Here is an 18,761-nt window from a genome sequence, read left to right as displayed (position 1 = left end):
CGGGCATCCGTTTGTCTCTGCGGGAACGAGGATTGTGCAGGAGTGCCCGGATGCGCGGCTCGGCTCACCTCGGCACCTCACGACGAAGGGCCCGGCTCCTCGATGAGGAGGCCGGGCCCTTCGGGGCGGAGGGTGCTAGTCGGTGACCCGGATCGACCCGGTGCGGCCGGAGAGCACCGGCTCGGCCGTGGGGTTGGCCCCGGTCGAGAGCGACTCGTCGAGCAGCTCGCGGCTGAGCGACATCTCGTCGTCTCCGGATGCCGCGGCGGTGGCGTTCGCGTCGCCGTCCGTCGTCCCGCCATCCGTCGTCTCGCCGTCCGCCCTCTCCGCGTCCGTCTTCTCGATGCGGGTCGCCAGCGGCTTCTCCTGCACGAACATCAGCAGCACGGCGGCCACCAGCACGAGCGGCACCATCAGCAGGAAGATCGGCGTGAGCGCGTCGTTGTAGGCGTTCACGATCACCGTGCGGGCCGCATCCGGCAGCGCGTTCACGATGGCCGGGGTGAGCGAGTTCGTGCCCGTGTCGCCCGTCGATCCGGCCGGCAGGCTCGACGACAGGATGTCGGTGAGTCGCGACACGAACAGGCTTCCCACGATGGCGGCGCCGAGCGAGGAGCCGATCTGGCGGAAGAAGTTGTTCGACGAGGTGGCCGTTCCCACGATCGCGCGGGGGAACGAGTTCTGCACGACGAGCACCAGGATCTGCATCGACATGCCGAGCCCGAGGCCCATCACGGCGAGGTACAGGCACATGATCGGGATGGCGGTCGTGGCCGTCAGGGTCGAGAGCAGGAAGAGGCCCAGCGCGGTGACGAACATGCCGACGATCGGGATGAGCTTGTACTTGCCGGTGCGCGACACGATCTGGCCGGAGCCGATCGAGGCCACGAGCAGAGCGCCCATCATGGGGATCATGAGCAGGCCGGCATCCGTCGCCCCGACCCCGGTGACCATCTGCAGGTAGGTGGGCATGTAGGCGAGGGCGCCGAACATGGCCACACCGGTGATGAGGCCGGCGGCGGTGGTGAGGTTGAAGTTGCGGTTCTTGAACAGCTTCAGCGGGATGACGGGCTCGGCCGCGCGGCTCTCGATGACCACGAACAGCACGGCGAACACGACGGTGGCGACGATGAGGCCGATGATGATCGGCGAGTTCCAGTCGTAGGTGGTGCCGCCCCAGGTGGTGAAGAGCACGAGGCTCGTGGCCGCGAGGGCCAGCACGATCATGCCGGGGAAGTCGATCTTCGGCTTGCTGAAGGCGCGCTTGGGCAGCTTGAGGAAGAAGATGGCCGAGACGATGGCCAGAATGCCGAGGGGGATGTTCATCCAGAACGCCCAGCGCCAGCCGGGTCCGTCGGTGAAGAAGCCGCCGAGCAGGGGCCCGGCCACGCTGGACACGGCGAAGACCGCGCCCATGATGCCCGAGTACTTGCCGCGCTGACGGGCGGGCACGACGTCGGCGATGATGGCGAGCGCCAGGATCATCAGGCCACCGCCACCGAGGCCCTGCACGGCACGACCGGCGATGAGCGTGCCCATCGAGTCGGCCAGGCCGCCCATCACGCTGCCGACGAGGAAGATCGAGATCGCCCCGACGAACAGCCACTTGCGGCCGACGAGGTCGCCGAGCTTGCCGTAGACCGGCATCACGATGGTGGAGGCGAGGATGTAGGCGGTGGTGACCCAGAGCATGTGCTCGACGCCGTTCAGCTGCCCCACGATGGTGGGCAGGGCGGTGCTGAAGATGGTCTGGTCGAGCGAGGCGAGCAGCATCGCGACCATGAGGCCGGCGAAGACGAGCAGCACGGTGCGGGTCGAAGGGGTGCCCTCGGCGTGCGGATCGGCCGGTTCGGCGGGGTGTGCGGGTTTCGAGTGCGTGGCGACGGTGGTCGTCATGAGAGCTTCTCCAATACGGTTCGGAGCGAGGCGATGGCCTGCTCGTAAGATCTGCGGGGGTCGGGGGCGGATGCGGTGGGTGCGCCCCCGGGGTCGCCGTCGCTCTGCGTGGCCCAGCGCCGCATGCTCACCCGCACGGTGGCGAGGCAGATGCCGAGGATGACCTGGGCCTCCTCGAGGCGCTCGGCGTCGGAGCCGCCGGCGAAGCGCGGGTCGTCGGCCAGCCAGCCGGCCAGGATGCCGCTGAGCCGGCCCTCGAGTTCGGCCACACGCACCATCTGGCGGGTCATCAGCTGCGGGTTCTTCTGCAGCACCTCGCGCTTGAGGGCGGTCTTGGCGTGACGGCCGCCACTGGCTTCGAACAGGGCGTAGACGAGGTCGAAGGTGGCGGCGAGCGGATCGCCCGCGTAGTCGCGCTCGCGGTCGAGCTCGGCCGAGACGGCGATCTCGTCGATGCCGAGCACGGCGTCTTCCTTCGACGAGAAGTAGTTGAAGAAGGTGCGCGGCGACACGTCGGCGCGCTCGCTGACGGCGTCGATGGTGGTCGCCTCCAGCCCGCGCTCGAGCACCAGCTCGGCCGCGGCGACGTGGATGGCCTCGGAGGTCTGGGCGCGCTTGCGCTCGCGCAGACCCATTTCCGCTGAACTTTGCATACCTGCATTATTGCACAATGTGCAAGCTTGCGGCCATGCAAAGTTGCGCATTGTGTAGTCATTTCTCAGCCGGACCGGCCTGCTCACCGTGGGAGAGCATCCGCTCGCCTGCGGATGCGACAAGATGGTGGGCATGGCCGCCGCATCGCAGACACTGTCGCGCGGCATCACGGCGCTCGAGCTGCTGGCCGACGCCGAGAAGCCGCTCTCGATCGGCGAGCTGAGCGAGCGGCTCGGCCTGCACCGCTCGATCACCTACCGGATCGTGCGCACGCTCGAGGAGCACGGGCTCGTGGTGCGCGACGCCGGCGGGTTGCTCGAGCTCGGGCCGCGGCTCGCGGCGCTGGCGCGCTCGGTGGCCCGCGATCTGCAGAGTGCGGCACTGCCCGAGCTGGGAGCGCTGGCCGCGGAGCTGGAGATGACGGCGTTCCTCACCATCCTCGACGGCTCGGAGGTCGTGACGCTGTTCAGCGTCGAGCCGCGGCACGGCCGGGCCACCGTGGCGCAGCGCCCCGGCACGCGGCACTCGCTGCTCGTGGGGGCGCCCGGTGCCGCCATCCAGTCGATCCTCACGGCGGCCGAGCGCGCGGCGCTGAGCGAGGCGGGCCCCGAGGAGGCAGGTCTCGCGACGCGCCCGCTCGAGGGCGGCTTCGCCACGAGCCACGACGAGGTCATTCCGGGGCTCTCGGCGATCGCCGTCCCGCTCCGCGTGCCCGGCCGGGCGGCCGCCGCCCTCGCCGTCGTCTACGTGCACCACGAGGTCCCCGCCGCCGCGATCGCCGAGCGCCTGCAGCAGGCCGCCGCCCGCATCGCCGCCGACGTCGCCTGACGCCGCCCCGTCGCATCCGTCCGCGCCGCGCGCCGCTCGGTGCATGCATCCGTTCGCTCTGAGTCAAGAGGCGAGCGCTCTGCTCGGGTCCGTTTATGAGCATCCGCTCGATAATGGCTCTCGGGATCGCGTCGGAGCGGTGCCGGAGAGCTGGAGGTGCGACGCCATGACGAGCACAGGATCTACCGCCGCGAGTGCGGCCACCACCGGGGCCGCAGCCAGCAGCACGGGCGCGGCGAGCCGGCGGCGCCTCGGCGTGCCGGCGGTCACGGTGATGATCATCGCGGCCTCGGCGCCGCTGACCGTGCTGGCAGGCGGCGTGACGACCGCCTTCGCCGTCACCGGGGTGATCGGCGTCCCTCTCTTGTACCTTCTGCTCGGCCTGGTGCTGGCCGTGTTCGCCGTCGGCTACGCCGCGATGAGCCGCTACGTGGTGAACGCCGGCGCCTTCTACGCCTACATCGCGCAGGGGCTCGGGCGCCCGCTCGGTGTCGGCTCCTCGCTCGTGGCCCTCGTGTCGTACAACGCGATGCAGATCGGCATCTACGGACTGTTCGGCTTCACCGTCTCCTCGCAGCTGGCCGTGTGGTTCGGCATCAGCCTGCCCTGGTGGGTGCCGGTGCTCGTCGGCATCGCCGTGGTGGGCGTGCTGGGGGTGAACCGGGTCGATCTCTCGGCGAAGGTGCTCGGCATCCTGGTGGCCCTGGAGTTCGTGGTGGTGATCGTGTTCGACGTGGCCTCGTTCACCGTGGCGCCCGAGGGCCAGAGTGTGGCGGCGCTCGATCCCGCGAACCTCTTCGTGCCGGGCATCGGTGCCGTTCTGGCCTTCGGCATCGCCGCGTTCATGGGCTTCGAGTCGGCGGCCATCTACGGCGAGGAGTCGAAAGACCCCCAGCGCACGGTGGCCCGCGCCACCTACCTCGCCGTGGGCATCATCGCACTGTTCTACATGGTCTCCGCCTGGGCGATGACGGTCGGAATCGGGCCGAGTGCCGTCATCGGCGAGTCGGCCAGCCAGGGTCCCGACCTCATCTTCAATTTCATGGCGCTGCACCTCGGCCAGATCGTCGCCGACCTGGGGCACGTGCTGTTCATCACGAGCCTGTTCGCGGCGCTGGTGAGCTTCCACAACGCGGTGGCCCGCTACTTCTTCTCCCTCGGTCGCGAGGGCGTGCTGCCCGCCGCGCTCGGCCGGGTGCGCGAGCGCAGCGGGGCGCCGGTGGTCGGATCGCTCACTCAGACGGTGCTCGCCGTGGTGGTCGTCGCGGCCTTCGCGATCGCGGGTGCCTCCTGGGTGCCGCCGGAGGGGCTGCCCACCGAGCTCTTCCCGGTGCTGACGCTGTTCACGTGGCTCACCAATGCCGGCGCGCTCGGCCTGGTGCTGCTGATGACGGTGGTGTCGATCGCGGTGATCGGCTTCTTCCGGCGGCGTCGGGATGCGGGAGTGGGGATCTGGTCACGCGTGATCGCCCCGGCTCTCGCGGCCGTCGCGCTCGGCACCGTGCTGGTGCTGATCATCGCGAACTTCACCGTGCTGCTCACCAGCGACCCGACGGCCCCGCCCACCGCGACCACGTTCATCCTGCCCGCCGTGATCATCGTGCCGGGGCTCGTCGGCATCGTCTGGGGCCTGCTGCTGCGCCGCCGCAACCCGCGGGTCTACGCGCAGATCGGCCACGGGGCCGAGGAGCACCCGAACGAGCTCGGCTGAGCGAACGGATGCCACGGGCCGACCCGCTGTGCCCGAACGAGCTCGGCTGAGCGAACGGATGCCGCGAGGCTGACCCGCCGTACCCGAACGAGCTCGGCTGAGCGAACGGATGCCACGGGGCCGACCCGGGCACGCCGTCGGGCCGCGCGCACATCCGGGAGAATGGCCTCGTGCCCAAGATCGTCGACCGTGACCAGCGCCGCACCGAGATCGTCGACGCCTACCTGCGGGTGCTCGCCCGTGACGGCGGTCGCGCCGGAACCAGCCGGGCGGTGGCCGCCGAGCTCGGTGTGGCCACCGGTTCGCTCTGGCACTACTTCGACGACTTCGACGCGGTGATCGCCGCGGCCTTCCGCCGCATCTTCGAGAACACGACCGCGCGCATCCTGAACCGCACCGAGGGCCTGCGCGGCCTGCCGGCGCTCGAGGCGGCCGTGCGCGAGATGTTCCCGCTCGAGCGCGTCACCCAGGAGGAGGCCGCCGTGGTGGTGATCTTCTGGGGTCGCGTGGCCACCGAACCGCAGATGGGGCACACGCAGATCGAGGTCGAGAACCGCTGGGGCGCCATCCTCACCGCCCACGCCGGCGAGGCCGTGGCCGACGGCACCCTGCGCACCGACACCCCCGTCGCCGACCTCGTCGACACCCTGCTCGTGCTCACCACGGGCCAGCAGGTCGAGTACGTCGTCCGAACCTCGATCGGGGTCGCCGCCCGCCAGTGGTCGCTGGTCGAGCACGCCCTCCGCCCTTGGCGTCGCCACTGAGCGGCACTCAGGATAGAGTCCGAGCATGCCCCCTGAAGCCGCCAAGCGCACCGTCGCCGTCGTCATCAACCCGTCCAAGTTCGCCGATGTCGACGCCGTGAAGGCGACCGTGGCCCAGGGGGCGGAGCGCGCCGGCTGGAACGAGCCGCTGTGGTTCGAGACCACGGTGGAGGATTCGGGAACCGCGGCCGCGCACGAGGCGCTGGATGCGGGCGCCGATCTGGTGTGCGCGATGGGCGGCGACGGCACGGTACGTGCGGTCGCGGCGGTGCTCCGCGGCACGAAGGTGCCGTACGGGCTGCTGCCGAGCGGCACCGGCAATCTGCTGGCGCGCAACCTCGGCCTTCCGCTCGGATCTCTCGAAGACGCGGTCGAGATCGCCCTGCTCGGGCAGGACCGGGCGATCGACGTGGGCACCGCCACCTTCGACGACGGCGAGGAGCGTGTCTTCGTGGTGATGGGCGGCGTGGGCCTCGACGCGCAGATCATGGACAACACCGACGACGAGCTCAAGAAGAAGGTGGGCTGGGGCGCCTACGTGGCCGCCGGCGCGCCCGCGCTGTTCAAGGGTGGCTTCGAGGCGACCATCACCGTCGACGGCAAGGCCGAGGAGCCCACGAACACCCTCATGGTGCTGGCCTGCAACTGCAGCTCGGTCGTCGCGAACATCGAGCTCGCCACGGGCGCGGTGCTCGACGACGGCGACCTCGAACTCGTGATGCTGCAGCCCAACGCGGTGGCCGGCTGGCTCGGCGTCGCGATCGACGTGGCCACCCGCAACCGCAACGGACTCGCCTCGATCAAGCAGTGGCCGGGCCGGGAGTTCGAGTTCGAGCTCGACCAGCCCGTGCTCGCCGAGCTCGACGGCGACCCGGTGGGCGAGACCACCCGCGGCCGCTTCGGCGTGGATGCCGGCTCGCTCATCGTGCGCCTGCCCGTCCCGGCCGGCAAGGCCATCGGACTGACCCCGAACACCACCGCCGAGACGACCGAGACGATCGGCGCCGTGGACGACACCGCCTCGTGAGCCCCGACCTCCCCGAGACAGCCGTGCACTCCGAGAACACCGAGAACACCGCGAACTCCGGCAAGCCCGACCACGCCGGCAAACCCGACCACGCCCGCAAACCCGGTCTCCCGGAGCGCCCTCCCGTGGTCGGCCCCGATCCGGGCGTCGAAGGCGAGCTGCGGGTCGACCGCTACGTCGGCGAGACCGACCTCACGCACTGGTACACCCCCGCCGGCCGCGTGCTGGCGGCGGGGTCGCGCCGGGTGTCCGACTTCTTCGGCCCGTACCTCACCCTCGTCGTCACGATCCTCATCGGCGCCGGCATCGCCTTCGCGCTCAGCCTCGCCGCCGTGGCGGTGTACGACGCGGTCGCGGATGCCGACGGCGTCGCCGGCCTCGACCGTCCGCTGCTCGACTTCGCGCTCACCCTGCGAAGTCCGGTGGCGGATGCCGTGATCACCGGGTACACCGACATCGCGGGCACGATCGGCATGCCGATCATCGCGGTGGTCGCACTGCTGATCCTCGCCATCCACCGCAAGTCGTGGACCCCCGTCGTGCTGATCGTCGCGGCCGGCGGCGGATCCCTGCTCATGACGGTCGCCGGCAAGGAGCTGATCAATCGCCAGCGCCCGCCGCTCTCGGATGCCGTGCCGCCGTTCGAGTACTCGCCTTCCTTCCCGAGCGGGCACACCCTCAACGCGGTCGTGGTGATCGGCATCATCGCGTACCTGCTCATCCTGCGCCGGCACACCCGGCGGGCCCGCGTCGCGCTCGCCGTGGGCGCGGCGGTGTTCGCGATCACGGTGGGGCTCAGTCGCGTGTTCCTCGGGCACCACTGGTTCACGGATGTGCTGGCCGGCTGGATCCTCGGCGCGGCCTGGCTCGCCATCATCATCACCGCCCACCGCCTCTACCTCACCACGCGCAAACGCCGCGAAGAGGTCGCGCCCGCGCACCCCTGACGGCCGCGTTCGGTCGCAATTTCGTTCGCATAATCGCGAGTGAACGACCGAAATCGCGACCAATGGATCGGGCGGAGGTCGATCAGACCAGGGCCATGGCGCCCATGCCGGCCAGGCACACTCCCATGCTGAGGCACTCGACGCCCGAGCCGTAGCGGCGGGTGCGCAGCATCCGCACGCCGACTGCGGTCGCGGTGGCCAGGGCGACCGCCCCGAGCAGCACTGCGATCACGGCGGAACCCGAGCCGGCCCCCGACGCCATCGCAGAGTGGTGCGTGACGGAGGCGACCCCGGAGGTACCGGCGGCGGTGATCGCGGAGCCTGCGGGGTCTGTGGTCACGGATGTGCCGGTGGTGGACTCCGCGGTGACGGAGGTACCGCCGGTGGGGTCTGCGGAGACGGATGCGTCGACAACGGCGGCCGCCCCCGATGAGCCGAGCGGATCGAGGCCGTCGTACGACGAGGTCGCCACCAGCAGGAACGCCATGGCGATCCCCATCACCGCGCGCGTCAGCGCTGCGGACGAGCGGCGCGCACCCGCCAGGCCCGCGAGCGCACTCGCCACCAGCAGCGCGGCCACGGCGAACAGCCCGGTGGTGCCGAGCAGGGAGCCCGCGCCGAGCAGTCCGACGGCGTGCAACAGCATCGCGCCGGTCGCGATCACGGCCTGCGCGAGGGCGAGCGGATGCGGCCGCCGGTCCGCGGCGGCCGTCACGACACCGACGCCCGCCGCGGCGACCATGACGACCGACAGCAGCAGGTGCATCGGCGGATCAGTGGCCGGTGGGCCCGGGCGGGGTGTGCGCGTGCCCGCCGTCATCCGGAGCGGCGTGATCGTGCCCGGCCTGATTGTGCCCCGCGTGCCCGTGCCCGCCCTGATCGTGTCCCGCGTGCACCGCGTGATCGTGCCCGGCCTGATCGTGCCCCGCGTGCCCGGCGTGATCGTGCCCCTGCCCCGCGTGATGCCCCGGCGCGCAGTGCGCCGACTCCGTCGCCGGCACGTCGAGCGTGGGGTTGCGGTCGAAGAAGCCGTGCGGCTTGAGCGTGAACCCGGCGTAGTCGACGGGCATGATCGGCCAGTCCTCCAGCCGCGGGAAGTGGGTCAGCCCGAAGGTGTGCCACACCACGAGATCCTGCCCGTCGATGTCGCGATCTCCGGCGATGTAGTCGGGCAGGCCCGCGTGCCCCGGATGCTGGTTCACGGTGCGCCCCGCCGCCCAGAGCTGCTCGCGGTCGTACCGGCTCACCCAGAGGTGGTGCGTGGCGAAGCCCGCCCGTGCCCGTGCGGACGAGTCGTTGCTGGAGAGCAGCGTCGGCGCCCCCTGCGGGAACAGCACGTACGAGGTCGGCTCGCCCATCCGGTTCGTGGCGGTGGCCGAGCTGATCCGCCACACCCGCCCGGCCAGCGGATCCGCGTCGCGCACCGCGGCCTTCTCGGTGGCGAGCCGCGTCACCGTGCGGGTGAAGGCGTTGCCCCACTCGTTGCCGGGCCCCGACGCCACGCGCGCCACGTCGAGCTCGTCGACCGCGTTCAGGTCGCCGTCGACCGCCATGTCGAGCCGCGCACTGAACAGATGCTGGTGCACCGGTCCGCCGAGCCCCGGCGCGAGCACGGTGGCGTACGGGTAGTCGCCACCCGGATGCCCCGAGGTGAACACGATGCCGGTCGCCTTCGCCTCGAGCTCGATCGTGCCGTCGAGGTAGAGGTACCAGTAGAAGCCGTAGTCGTAGTTGCCGACGGTCACGAAGAACGAGATCACGATCCGGCGTTGCCGGCGGGTCTCCGAGGTGCCCGCGAAGTCGTCCTTGTGCTTCCAGAGGATGCCGTAGTCCTCCTCGTGGATGCAGACGGCGTTGCGGATGGTCGTCGCCGCACCGAGGTCGTCGGCCACGACCGCGTCCAGGTAGGTGATCTCGCCCACGCAGTCGCAGCCGAGCTCGAGCGAGTTCGCGAGCCGCCCGAACTGGTACTCGCCCACGTCGAAGTAGTTCTGCCACGCGTGCGTCGGGGTGGGATCGCCGTAGTTCACCACCATCTCCGACACCGAGGCGCGGTTGACGATCGGCCGCATCCGCTCGCCGTCGCGGAACGACAGCCCGTGCAGCGTGAGCCCCTCCCGCCCGTTGAAGCTGAGGCGTACCCGCCAGTTCTCCCACTCCAGAACGTCGTCCTCGAGCGTGAACGACACGCCCTCGGGCTGCGTGATCGAGATCGGCTTGAGCGAGGTGCGCAGCGGCCCGCGCACCTCCGGGTCGAGGTAGTCGCCCGACTCCTGGGGCACGTGCACCACGTCGGTCTCGATCAGGCGCAGGATGGTGCCGCTGGTCACGTCGACGTGGGCGACCACGCCGTCGATCGGATGCGCCCAGGCAAGGTCGCGCGGATGCGCCTGCCAGAACGCCAGCGTGCGGAACACCCGGCGCCCCACCTCGTCGGCATAGCCGAACACGCCCGCCGAGAGCGCCACGACGCGCACCTGGTCGAGGTCGGTGATGCCGCGGCGGGCGATGGCATCGACCCAGGCGGGGTCGGCCTTCACCACGGCCTCCGCGGTGGCGAAGTCCTCGTCGAAGGTGGGGCCCCAGCCCTCCCGGGCGGAGTCGACCTCGCGCACGGCGGTCACCGAACCGGCGCCGGTCGTCGCGTCGAGCGTCACGATCACGTCGCGCAGCACCGGGCCGCCCTCGGCCGCCAGATCGGTGAGCAGAGCGGATGCCTCGCGCGGCACCGCGCCGCCGGCCCGCACGAGCGCCTTGTCGGGTTCGCGCACGCCGACGTAGGAGTAGCGCACGCCCGGGCCGCCCAGTCCGGCCGACTCGACGGCGGTGCGGAGGGCGTCGATCTCGGCGGCGGAGAGGGACGGGCGGAGCGGATCCGGAGCGGTCATGCGAGCATCCTCTGCTTTATTGAGCGGTTGCTCGATAATAGGAGGCGGATGCGACGGGACGCAAGAGTCGCTTGCGCCGATCGGGAACCCGTCTTAGCATGGGTTCGATAGTGGAATAGAGCGTTCGATAATCGAACGACGCGAACGTGTGACCGTGCAAAGACGCGAACGACACGATCACCGCGACCCAGCCCACGAGGCGCAGCCGCGAAGGCACTGACGACGACGACAGCCTGTACGAAGGAGTACACCCCATGAGCTCGACCCGAGGCTTCCCCACCGGATCTCTCACCCCTACCGGATCTCTGGCCGCGGTCGGTGATCGCCGCCGCGTCGTGTTCGCCACGATCATCGGCACCACCGTGGAGTGGTACGACTTCTTCGTCTACGCCTCGGCCGCCGGCCTGGTGTTCGGCCAGCTGTTCTTCCAGCCGGCGGGCGAGCAGGCCGCCATCCTGCTCTCGTTCGCGACCGTGGGTGTGAGCTTCCTGTTCCGCCCGCTCGGCGCCTTCCTCGCCGGCCACTTCGGCGACAAGTACGGGCGGCGGGTGGTGCTCGTGCTCACCTTGATCCTGATGGGCGCCGCCACCGCGCTGATCGGCCTGCTGCCGACCTTCGCGCAGATCGGCATCTTCGCGCCGATCCTGCTCATCCTGCTGCGCATCATCCAGGGCATCTCGGCCGGTGGCGAGTGGGGCGGCGCGGTGCTGATGGCCGTGGAGCACGCCCCCACCAAGAAGCGCGGCCTGTTCGGCGCCTCGCCGCAGCTCGGTGTGTCGCTCGGCCTCCTGCTCGCCTCCGGCATCATGGCGCTGATGGCCGTGATCGCGCCCGGCGACGCCTTCCTCGAGTGGGGCTGGCGGGTGCCGTTCCTGCTCAGCGTGGTGCTCATCCTGATCGGCTACTGGGTGCGCCGCAAGGTCGAGGAGAGCCCGGTGTTCGAAGAGCTCGCCCTGCGCAAGGAGAAGGCGCGGATGCCGATCGTGCAGCTGTTCCGCAAGCACCTGCTGCTCGTCGTGATCGCCGCCCTCGTGTTCGCGGGCAACAACGCCGTGGGCTACATGACCACCGGCGGCTACATCCAGAACTACGCCACCAACCCCGACGGCCCGATCGGCCTCGAGCGCGGCCCGGTGCTCTGGGCGGTGGCCGGCAGCGCGGTCACCTGGTTGCTGTCGACCCTGTTCGCCGGCTGGATCTCCGACCGGATCGGGCGCCGCACCACCTACATCCTCGGCTGGGTGCTGCAGCTGATCGGTGTCTTCGCGCTGTTCCCGCTGGTGAACACCGGATCGGTCGGCGGGCTGTTCGGCGGGGTCGCCATCCTCACCATCGGCCTCGGCCTCACCTACGGGCCGCAGGCGGCGCTCTACTCGGAGCTGTTCCCGGCCTCCATCCGCTTCTCGGGCGTCTCGATCTCGTACGCGATCGGCGCCATCCTGGGTGGTGCGTTCGCGCCGACCATCGCCACCGCACTGGTGCAGGCGACGGGCACCACGATGTCGGTCACCTGGTACCTCGCCGGCATGACGGTGGTGGGGCTGCTCGCCACCCTGCTGCTGCGCGACCGCAGCGGCCTCCCGCTCGGGCCCGACCACGAGGCCGAACAGTCCGCGAGCCCGATCTACGGCGCCAAGCGCGCCTGAGCTCCCGCCACCGTTCTCGCACCCGCCCGGCACCCCGCGCCCCGCGCCGGCATCCGCCACCCAACCGGCGCCCCGCACCCCGCCCCGGCATCCGCCACCCGCCCACCACCCGACCGCAGCGTTCTGCACAGACCCGAAGGACATCCCATGCAGTTCCACCACCACGGCTACGTCTCCGGAGACCCACGGATCGCCCCGGCCGCGGGAGTCGGCATCGACCGCCCGGCCGAGCTCCCCGAGCAGGTCGACGTGCTCATCGTGGGGGCGGGCCCGGCCGGGATGATCCTCGCCGCCCAGCTCGCGCAGTTCCCCGAGATCGACGCGCGACTGGTGGAGCGCCGGGCGGGGCGGCTGGAGATCGGCCAGGCCGACGGCATCCAGGCCCGCAGCAACGAGACCTTCCAGGCCTTCGGGTTCGCCGAGCGCATCATCGGCGAGGCGTACCAGATCAGCGAGATGGCGTTCTGGGCGCCGGATCCGGCCGATCCGTCGAGCATCGTGCGCACCTCGCGCCCGGTCGACGACGCGCACGGGGTGAGCGAGTTCCCGCACATGATCGTGAACCAGGCGCGGGTGCTCGACTACTTCGCCGAAGCGGCGCGCAACGCACCGGCCCGCATGGAGGTCGACTACGGGTACGAGTTCCTGGGCCTCGAGATCGACGAGGCCGGCGCGAGCGGCCCGGGCAAGTATCCCGTCGAGGTCTCCCTGCGGATGACGGCGGGCCCGGATGCCGGCCGCGAGCGCCGCGTGCGCGCCAAGTACGTGGTGGGCTGCGACGGCGCGCGCAGCGGTGTGCGCCAGTCGATCGGCCGCACGCTCGAAGGCGATCAGGCCTTCCACGCCTGGGCCGTGATGGACGTGCTCGCGGTCAGCGACTTCCCCGACATCCGCCTGAAGTGCGCCATCCAGTCGAAGGCGGGCAGCATCCTGCACATCCCGCGCGAGGGCGGCTACCTGTTCCGCACCTACGTCGACCTGGGCGAGGTCGATCCGGCCGACAACGGGGCCGTGCGCAAGACCACGGTCGAGGCGGCGGTCGCGAAGGCGAACGAGATCATGCACCCGTACTCGCTCGACGTGAAGGACGTCGCGTGGTCGAGCGTCTACGAGGTGGGCCACCGGCTGACGGACAAGTTCGACGACGTGCCGCACGGCGACGAGCGCTGCCCGCGGGTGTTCATCGCGGGCGACGCCTGCCACACGCACAGCGCGAAGGCCGGCCAGGGCATGAACGTGTCGATGCAGGACGGCTTCAACCTCGGCTGGAAGTTGGCTCAGGTGCTGCTCGGCAGGAGCCCCGAGAGCCTGCTCGCGACCTATTCGGCCGAGCGGCAGGTGATCGCCGCGAACCTGATCGCCTTCGACAAGGAGTGGTCGACCCTGATGGCCAAGAAGCCCGAGGAGTTCGACAGCCCCGAGGAGCTCGCCGAGTTCTACGTGCGCACGATCGAGTTCCCCGCCGGCTTCATGACGCAGTACCCGCCCTCGATACTGATCGGCGAGGCCGCGCACCAGCAGCTGGCCGGCGGGTTCCCCATCGGCAAGCGCTTCAAGTCGGTGCCCACCGTGCGGGTGGCCGACGGCAATCCGATCCACCTCGGCCACCACGCGCGGGCCGACGGCCGCTGGCGCCTGTACGCCTTCGCCCCGGAGTCCGCGGGCAGCGGCGACCAGGGCGTCTTCGCCGAGTGGGCCGAGTGGCTCGCCACGGCGCCCGATTCACCGGTCGTGGCCTACACGCCCGAGGGTGCGGCATCCGATGCCGTGTTCGACGTGAAGGCCGTCCTCCCGCAGCGGCACACGGAGGTCGACATCACGCGGGTGCCGAAGGTGTTCCTGCCGCGCACGGGGCCGTTCGACCTCATCGACTACGAGAAGGTGTACGCGGCCGCTCCGGGCGACGACATCTTCGCGCTGCGCGAGATCGACCGGCAGAACGGATGCGTCGTGGTGGTGCGCCCGGATCAGTACGTGGCGCACGTGCTCCCGCTCACCGCGCGGGCGGAGCTGGCGGAGTTCTTCGCCGGCAACCTGCTGCCGGTGGCACAGCCCGCCGTCACGCCCGCGGCAGCGCCCGCCCCCGCGCTCGCCTAGGGCGGCCGGGGCGGGCGCGCTCGCTCACGAATTCACGCGGATGATCTCCTCCTGATACGGCGCCACGACCGTGCCCGAGATGCGCAGGTCGAGCAGCAGGAACGGCCGCTCGGCGGTGGGGCGTGCGGTCCACTCGGCGAGCACCTCGAGGTCGTCGAGCGAGCGCACCACCACGCCCTGGGCGCCGACCGCCGCTGCGAGGGCCGCGAAGTCGACCTCGGGAATGAGCATCGGCGCTTCGGCGAGACCCTTCAGCCCGTACAGGTTCACCTCCGCGCCGTAGGCGGCGTCGTTCCACACCACCGCGAGGCCCTGGCCGCCGGCGCTGCGCACGGCGGTCTCCAGATCGGCCAGCGCCATCAGCCCGCCGCCGTCGCCCGTGGTGAGCACCACGGTGGCGTCGGGCTTCGCCCGCACCGCACCGGGAACGCTCGCGAAGCCCAGGCCGATCGACTGGAACGCCGTGCCGACCATGAGCATCCGGTCGGGCGAGGCGACCGGCCAGTACTCGTTCGCCCAGCCGATGAAGTGACCGCCGTCGGAGACCACGACACGGTCCTCCGGCAGCAGCTCGCCGATGCGGCGGGCGGCGGCGCGCGGGTCGAGGCGGCCGTCGGGGGCGAGCGCGTCGCCCGGATGCCGCGCCTCGGCGCCCGCGAGATCGGCGGTCTCGCGCCATCCGCTCGACGTCGCGCCGCCCGTGCCGCTGGACCCGCCGGCCGTGTCCGCCTCGCCCGCCGTGTCGGCAGCGCCCGTGCCGCCCGTCTGGCCCGCCCGGAGCAGCTCCACCAGCTGCCCGGCCACGACCCCGGCGTCGCCCCGGATGTACCCGCCCACGTTCGCGTGCGTCGCGGTGGGCGCCACGTCGACCTGCACCACCCGGGTGCCGGGTGCGAACAGCGCGCCGAAGCGCATCGTGAACTGGTTCAGCGAGGCGCCGAACACCACGGCCACGTCGGCCTCGCGGATGAGCTCCATCGCGCGCTCGGCACCGAAACCGCCCGTGACGCCGAGGTCGAAGCGGGCGTCGGGGAAGATGCCGCGGCCGAGCGCCGTGGAGGCGGTGAGGGCCCCGGTGATCGCGGCCAGCTCGCCGAGGGCGGGCCCGGCACCGGCGAGCCAGGCGCCGCGGCCGGCCAGCAGGAGAGGCCGTTCGGCCCCGGCCAGCAGTCGCGCGAGGTCGAGCACGGCGCCCTCGGCGAACGGGCCGGCGGGCGTCAGCGGCTTCGGCAGCCGGGGCTCGGGCGCGTCCGGCACCGGGCCGGCCTCGAGCGTGGCCACGTCGTACGGGATGGCCAGCACGGTGGGCACGCGGTAGGTGAGGGCATGCTCGATCGCGATCACCGTGGTGGCCGCGGCATCCGTTCGCCCCACGGTGTAGGTGCGGGCGCCGACCGCCGAGGCCAGGGCGATCTGATCGACGTCCCAGGCGCGCGGCCCCGAGGTCGGCCCATCGCCCACCACGAGCACCAGCGGAACCTGCGCCTGCACGGCCTCGGCCAGTGCGGTGAGCGTGTTGGTGAAACCGGCGCCGTAGGTGGCGGTGGCGGCCGCGAGACCGCCGCCCGCGCGGTAGTGCGCGTCGGCGGCCACCACCCCGCCGGCCTCGTGACGCACCGCGGTGTACTGCACGGCGGTGTCACGCTCGAGGGCGTCGAGGAAGTAGGCGTTGCCGTTGCCCATCACGCCGAAGACGTGATCGACGAACCGGGAAAGGGTGCGCGCGACGTGCGCCGAGACGGTGGTCGCCGAGTGGGGTGCAGAAGACGAGCGGGGTGCAGAAGAGTGGGGTGCAGAAGAAACAGGCACGATGACGTGGCCTTTCGAGACAGTGACGGGAAGAATCCGTATGTGTCTCGCGCGGCACCTCTCGGCTGCCGGCTTCGTGCCCCTTTTTCAGGCACTGGTCGCTCGCCCGACCAGACCTGACCATCCTACGGGGATGGGCGGCGGGCCTGCTAGCCCGCGTGCGCGAGCGAGAAGCGCACCGCGCCCTGCTCGTCGACCTGGGCGTCGAGCACCTTGTCGTCGAGGGCGGTGGCGGCCACCGGCTCGAGGTACACCCGGGCTCCCGCGGTCTCGACGACCTGGTCGGAGGGTTCCGGATGCGGCGCGACGGCCACCTCGAAATTGTCGCCGGCCGGGGTGCTGGCGATCCGCAGACCACCCTGTTCGGGCGCGGTCTCGGCGGTGACGGCATCCTGCCCGAGGGTGCGGTGCGTCAGGGTGTTCACGACTACTGCGGCATTGTCGGTGAGGGTGAGCATGAGCTCTCCTTCCGTTGGTGCGGTCAGAAGTCCTCCACCCTTCCCGCTTCGCCGGGAGCCCGCAACCGAACCCAGGCGGCTTTGCGGCCATACCCAGGTTCGGACGCTCAGACCCTGCCGCTCACACCCTGACGCCGTCGATGCTCGAGCTGTGCCGCCCGATCAGGCGCCACACCGTGCGCGTGAGCTCGGGGTACTCCAGCGCGATCTGGCGAAGCACCCGGTAGTCGCGCGCAGCGGTCGGGGTCCGCCCGTTGTCGCCGGCGATGCTGTCGGCGCGCAGCAGGTAGACGACGATCTCGTCGACGCTCGGCAACTCCTCCATGAACTCCCACGGGTCTTCGCCGGCCAGCAGGCGCTCGTGCACCACGGTTTGCAGCTCGTCGTTCGCTTCGGCGCGCAGCACTTCGAGGCTCGCGCGTCCGCGCGATCGGGGCTCGTAACTGCTCACCGTTCGAGCCTAAGCCGGAGCGCGCCCATGACCGAATCAGAGCTGCGAGGCGTCGACCGAGAAGGTGTCGCAGGCGGCCGGTCCGCTGTTCAGGCCGGTCTCGAACCACTTCTGCCGCGAGGCGCTGGAGCCGTGGGTCCAGCTCTCGGGGTCGACCTGGCCGCCGCTCTGCTGCTGGATGCGGTCGTCGCCGATCACCGAGGCCGCGTTCAGCGCATCCGCGATCTGCTCGGAGGTGACCGGCTCGAGGAAGACGACGCCGTTCGCATCCGCGGTGGTGGACGCCGCGCCCGTCCAGGCCCCGGCGAAGCAGTCGGCCTGGAGCTCGGTGCGCACCGAGTCGGAGTCGGGCCCGGTGAGCGAGTGGTCGGTCGAGGAGAGCGTGCCGGTGAGCTGCTGGATGTGGTGGCCCCACTCGTGCGCCACCACGTACATCTCGGAGAGCGTGCCGCCGGAGGCGCCGAAGCGCGAGCGCAGCTCGCCGAAGAAGGCGGTGTCGAGGTAGATGGTCTCGTCGGGCGGGCAGTAGAACGGGCCGGTGGCGCTCGAGGCCTGGCCGCATCCGGTGCTCGTCTGCTGGTCGAACAGCACGAAGTCGTCGGGGGAGTGGTAGTTCACGCCCAGCGCCGGAGCGGTCGTGACCCAGTAGGCGTCGAGCGAGTTCGCGGCGCCCACCATCAGGCACTCGACGTTCGCGTTCGCGTCGGCGCCGGTCTGGCAGTCGAGGGCGGTCTCCGACTGGCTGCTCGACCCCGAGTCGCTGCCGCCGCCGACGAGTCCGGCGAAACCGGTGAGGTCGACGCCCACGAGCTGCGACAGCAGCACCAGGCCCACCACGACGATCGCCCCTCCGCCGCCGATCGCGGCGGTGCGGCCACGGCCGCCGGTGCGCTTGGAGACCTTGCTCGGGTCGAGTTTCGAATCGGGGTTGAAGCTCATACCGAGAAAGCTACTGCGTCACGCTCTCGACGGCTCGGCCTGCTTGTTGTCGGTGCTCAGCACCACCCAGCCGCCATCCACGCGTTCGAGCAGGTTCCAGCTGGCGGTGTCGACCACGAGGCCACGCAGCTCGGGATCGATCGCCTCGAGCACGGGCCGGATGACGGCGTCGTGGGTGACGACGACCAGCGGCCCGTCGGCGATCACGGCGTCCAGCGCCGGGAGCACCCGCGCCAGCACCTCCTCGCGCGGCTCGACCCCGGGGGCGGCGTCGACGCTGCCGAACTCGGCCACCACGTCGGCTTTCGGATGCCCGGTCCACGGCCCGTAGTCGCGGTCGGTGAAACGGGCGTCGGATGCGGCGGGCACCCCGGCGGCCCCGGCCACGATCGCCGCCGTGCGCACCGCGCGCTCGAGCGGGCTCGACAGCACGCGCTCGAACCGGAACCCGGCGAGCGCGGTGGCCAGCCGCTCGGCCTCGGCCACGCCCACCTCGTCCAGCGGCGGATCCGCGAGCCCGCGCAACCGTCCTTCGGCGTTGAGGGCGGTGCGCCCGTGGCGGGCGAGCACGAGCAGCAGGGGTTCGTCGGGATGCATCGGCGCAGGGCGGGGCGGGTCGTCGTGGAGCACAGGGGCATCCTCCCAC

16 protein-coding genes are annotated in these 18,761 nt (G+C 71.2%); 7 read left to right on the top strand and 9 right to left on the bottom strand.

Annotation, left to right across the window (positions count from 1 at the left end):
* Nucleotides 1-135 precede the first annotated feature (135 nt).
* The gene (locus ACN4JJ_RS05465; protein WP_440708902.1) at nt 136-1,896 is read right to left on the bottom strand and encodes an MDR family MFS transporter; all 1,761 of its coding nucleotides are present in this window, start codon (nt 1,894-1,896) and stop codon (nt 136-138) included.
* Nucleotides 1,893-2,549 carry a TetR/AcrR family transcriptional regulator gene (locus tag ACN4JJ_RS05460; protein ID WP_440708901.1) on the bottom strand — a complete coding sequence of 219 codons (657 nt, stop codon included), beginning with the start codon at nt 2,547-2,549 and terminating at the stop codon, nt 1,893-1,895. The genes ACN4JJ_RS05465 and ACN4JJ_RS05460 overlap by 4 nt, the downstream gene beginning before the upstream one ends.
* A gap of 133 nt (nt 2,550-2,682) precedes the next feature.
* On the opposite strand from ACN4JJ_RS05460, the gene ACN4JJ_RS05455 reads away from it, so the two are divergent.
* The 5 genes from ACN4JJ_RS05455 to ACN4JJ_RS05435 all read left to right on the top strand — a co-directional run bounded on the left by ACN4JJ_RS05455 (nt 2,683) and on the right by ACN4JJ_RS05435 (nt 7,827).
* A complete protein-coding gene (locus tag ACN4JJ_RS05455; RefSeq protein WP_440708900.1) occupies nt 2,683-3,378 on the top strand; it encodes an IclR family transcriptional regulator in 696 nt (231 codons plus the stop codon).
* Between the two features lie 166 nt (nt 3,379-3,544).
* Complete coding sequence (locus ACN4JJ_RS05450; protein WP_440708899.1) at nt 3,545-5,089, top strand: APC family permease; 1,545 nt, start codon at nt 3,545-3,547, stop codon at nt 5,087-5,089.
* A 170-nt stretch (nt 5,090-5,259) separates the two neighbouring features.
* Nucleotides 5,260-5,853: a TetR/AcrR family transcriptional regulator gene (locus ACN4JJ_RS05445; RefSeq protein ID WP_440708898.1), complete on the top strand. Its 594-nt coding sequence runs from the start codon at nt 5,260-5,262 to the stop codon at nt 5,851-5,853.
* Between the two features lie 25 nt (nt 5,854-5,878).
* Nucleotides 5,879-6,880: a diacylglycerol/lipid kinase family protein gene (locus ACN4JJ_RS05440; protein ID WP_440708897.1), complete on the top strand. Its 1,002-nt coding sequence runs from the start codon at nt 5,879-5,881 to the stop codon at nt 6,878-6,880.
* On the top strand, nt 6,877-7,827 hold the full coding sequence (locus ACN4JJ_RS05435) for a phosphatase PAP2 family protein (protein ID WP_440708896.1): 951 nt from the start codon (nt 6,877-6,879) through the stop codon (nt 7,825-7,827). Before ACN4JJ_RS05440 ends, ACN4JJ_RS05435 begins: the two co-directional genes overlap by 4 nt.
* Before the next feature lie 82 nt (nt 7,828-7,909).
* Here ACN4JJ_RS05435 and ACN4JJ_RS05430 read toward each other — a convergent pair whose 3' ends face one another.
* Both ACN4JJ_RS05430 and ACN4JJ_RS05425 read right to left on the bottom strand, forming a co-directional pair.
* Nucleotides 7,910-8,593, bottom strand: a complete 684-nt coding sequence (locus ACN4JJ_RS05430; RefSeq protein ID WP_440708895.1) for a hypothetical protein — start codon at nt 8,591-8,593, stop codon at nt 7,910-7,912.
* Between the two features lie 7 nt (nt 8,594-8,600).
* Nucleotides 8,601-10,754 (bottom strand): primary-amine oxidase, encoded by a 2,154-nt coding sequence (locus ACN4JJ_RS05425; RefSeq protein WP_440709558.1) that lies wholly within the window; start codon nt 10,752-10,754, stop codon nt 8,601-8,603.
* 215 nt (nt 10,755-10,969) lie between these two features.
* Between ACN4JJ_RS05425 and ACN4JJ_RS05420 the strand changes: the two genes are divergently transcribed.
* Both ACN4JJ_RS05420 and ACN4JJ_RS05415 read left to right on the top strand, forming a co-directional pair.
* Nucleotides 10,970-12,361, top strand: a complete 1,392-nt coding sequence (locus tag ACN4JJ_RS05420; RefSeq protein WP_440708894.1) for an MFS transporter — start codon at nt 10,970-10,972, stop codon at nt 12,359-12,361.
* 147 nt (nt 12,362-12,508) lie between these two features.
* Nucleotides 12,509-14,458 (top strand): FAD-binding monooxygenase, encoded by a 1,950-nt coding sequence (locus tag ACN4JJ_RS05415; protein WP_440708893.1) that lies wholly within the window; start codon nt 12,509-12,511, stop codon nt 14,456-14,458.
* A 24-nt stretch (nt 14,459-14,482) separates the two neighbouring features.
* Here ACN4JJ_RS05415 and ACN4JJ_RS05410 read toward each other — a convergent pair whose 3' ends face one another.
* The 5 genes from ACN4JJ_RS05410 to ACN4JJ_RS05390 all read right to left on the bottom strand — a co-directional run bounded on the left by ACN4JJ_RS05410 (nt 14,483) and on the right by ACN4JJ_RS05390 (nt 18,745).
* A complete protein-coding gene (locus ACN4JJ_RS05410; protein ID WP_440708892.1) occupies nt 14,483-16,267 on the bottom strand; it encodes a thiamine pyrophosphate-binding protein in 1,785 nt (594 codons plus the stop codon).
* Between the two features lie 149 nt (nt 16,268-16,416).
* The gene (locus ACN4JJ_RS05405; RefSeq protein ID WP_440708891.1) at nt 16,417-16,725 is read right to left on the bottom strand and encodes a Fe-S cluster assembly protein HesB; all 309 of its coding nucleotides are present in this window, start codon (nt 16,723-16,725) and stop codon (nt 16,417-16,419) included.
* 121 nt (nt 16,726-16,846) lie between these two features.
* Complete coding sequence (locus tag ACN4JJ_RS05400; protein ID WP_440708890.1) at nt 16,847-17,176, bottom strand: tryptophan synthase subunit alpha; 330 nt, start codon at nt 17,174-17,176, stop codon at nt 16,847-16,849.
* A 36-nt stretch (nt 17,177-17,212) separates the two neighbouring features.
* Nucleotides 17,213-18,115, bottom strand: a complete 903-nt coding sequence (ypfJ, locus tag ACN4JJ_RS05395; RefSeq protein WP_440708889.1) for a KPN_02809 family neutral zinc metallopeptidase — start codon at nt 18,113-18,115, stop codon at nt 17,213-17,215.
* 18 nt (nt 18,116-18,133) lie between these two features.
* On the bottom strand, nt 18,134-18,745 hold the full coding sequence (locus ACN4JJ_RS05390) for a histidine phosphatase family protein (RefSeq protein WP_440708888.1): 612 nt from the start codon (nt 18,743-18,745) through the stop codon (nt 18,134-18,136).
* Between the last annotated feature and the right edge of the window lie 16 nt (nt 18,746-18,761).

It is taken from the genome of Herbiconiux dendrobii (assembly GCF_052048175.1).
GTDB lineage: Bacteria > Actinomycetota > Actinomycetes > Actinomycetales > Microbacteriaceae > Herbiconiux.
This window is presented reverse-complemented; position numbering and strand designations above follow the sequence as displayed.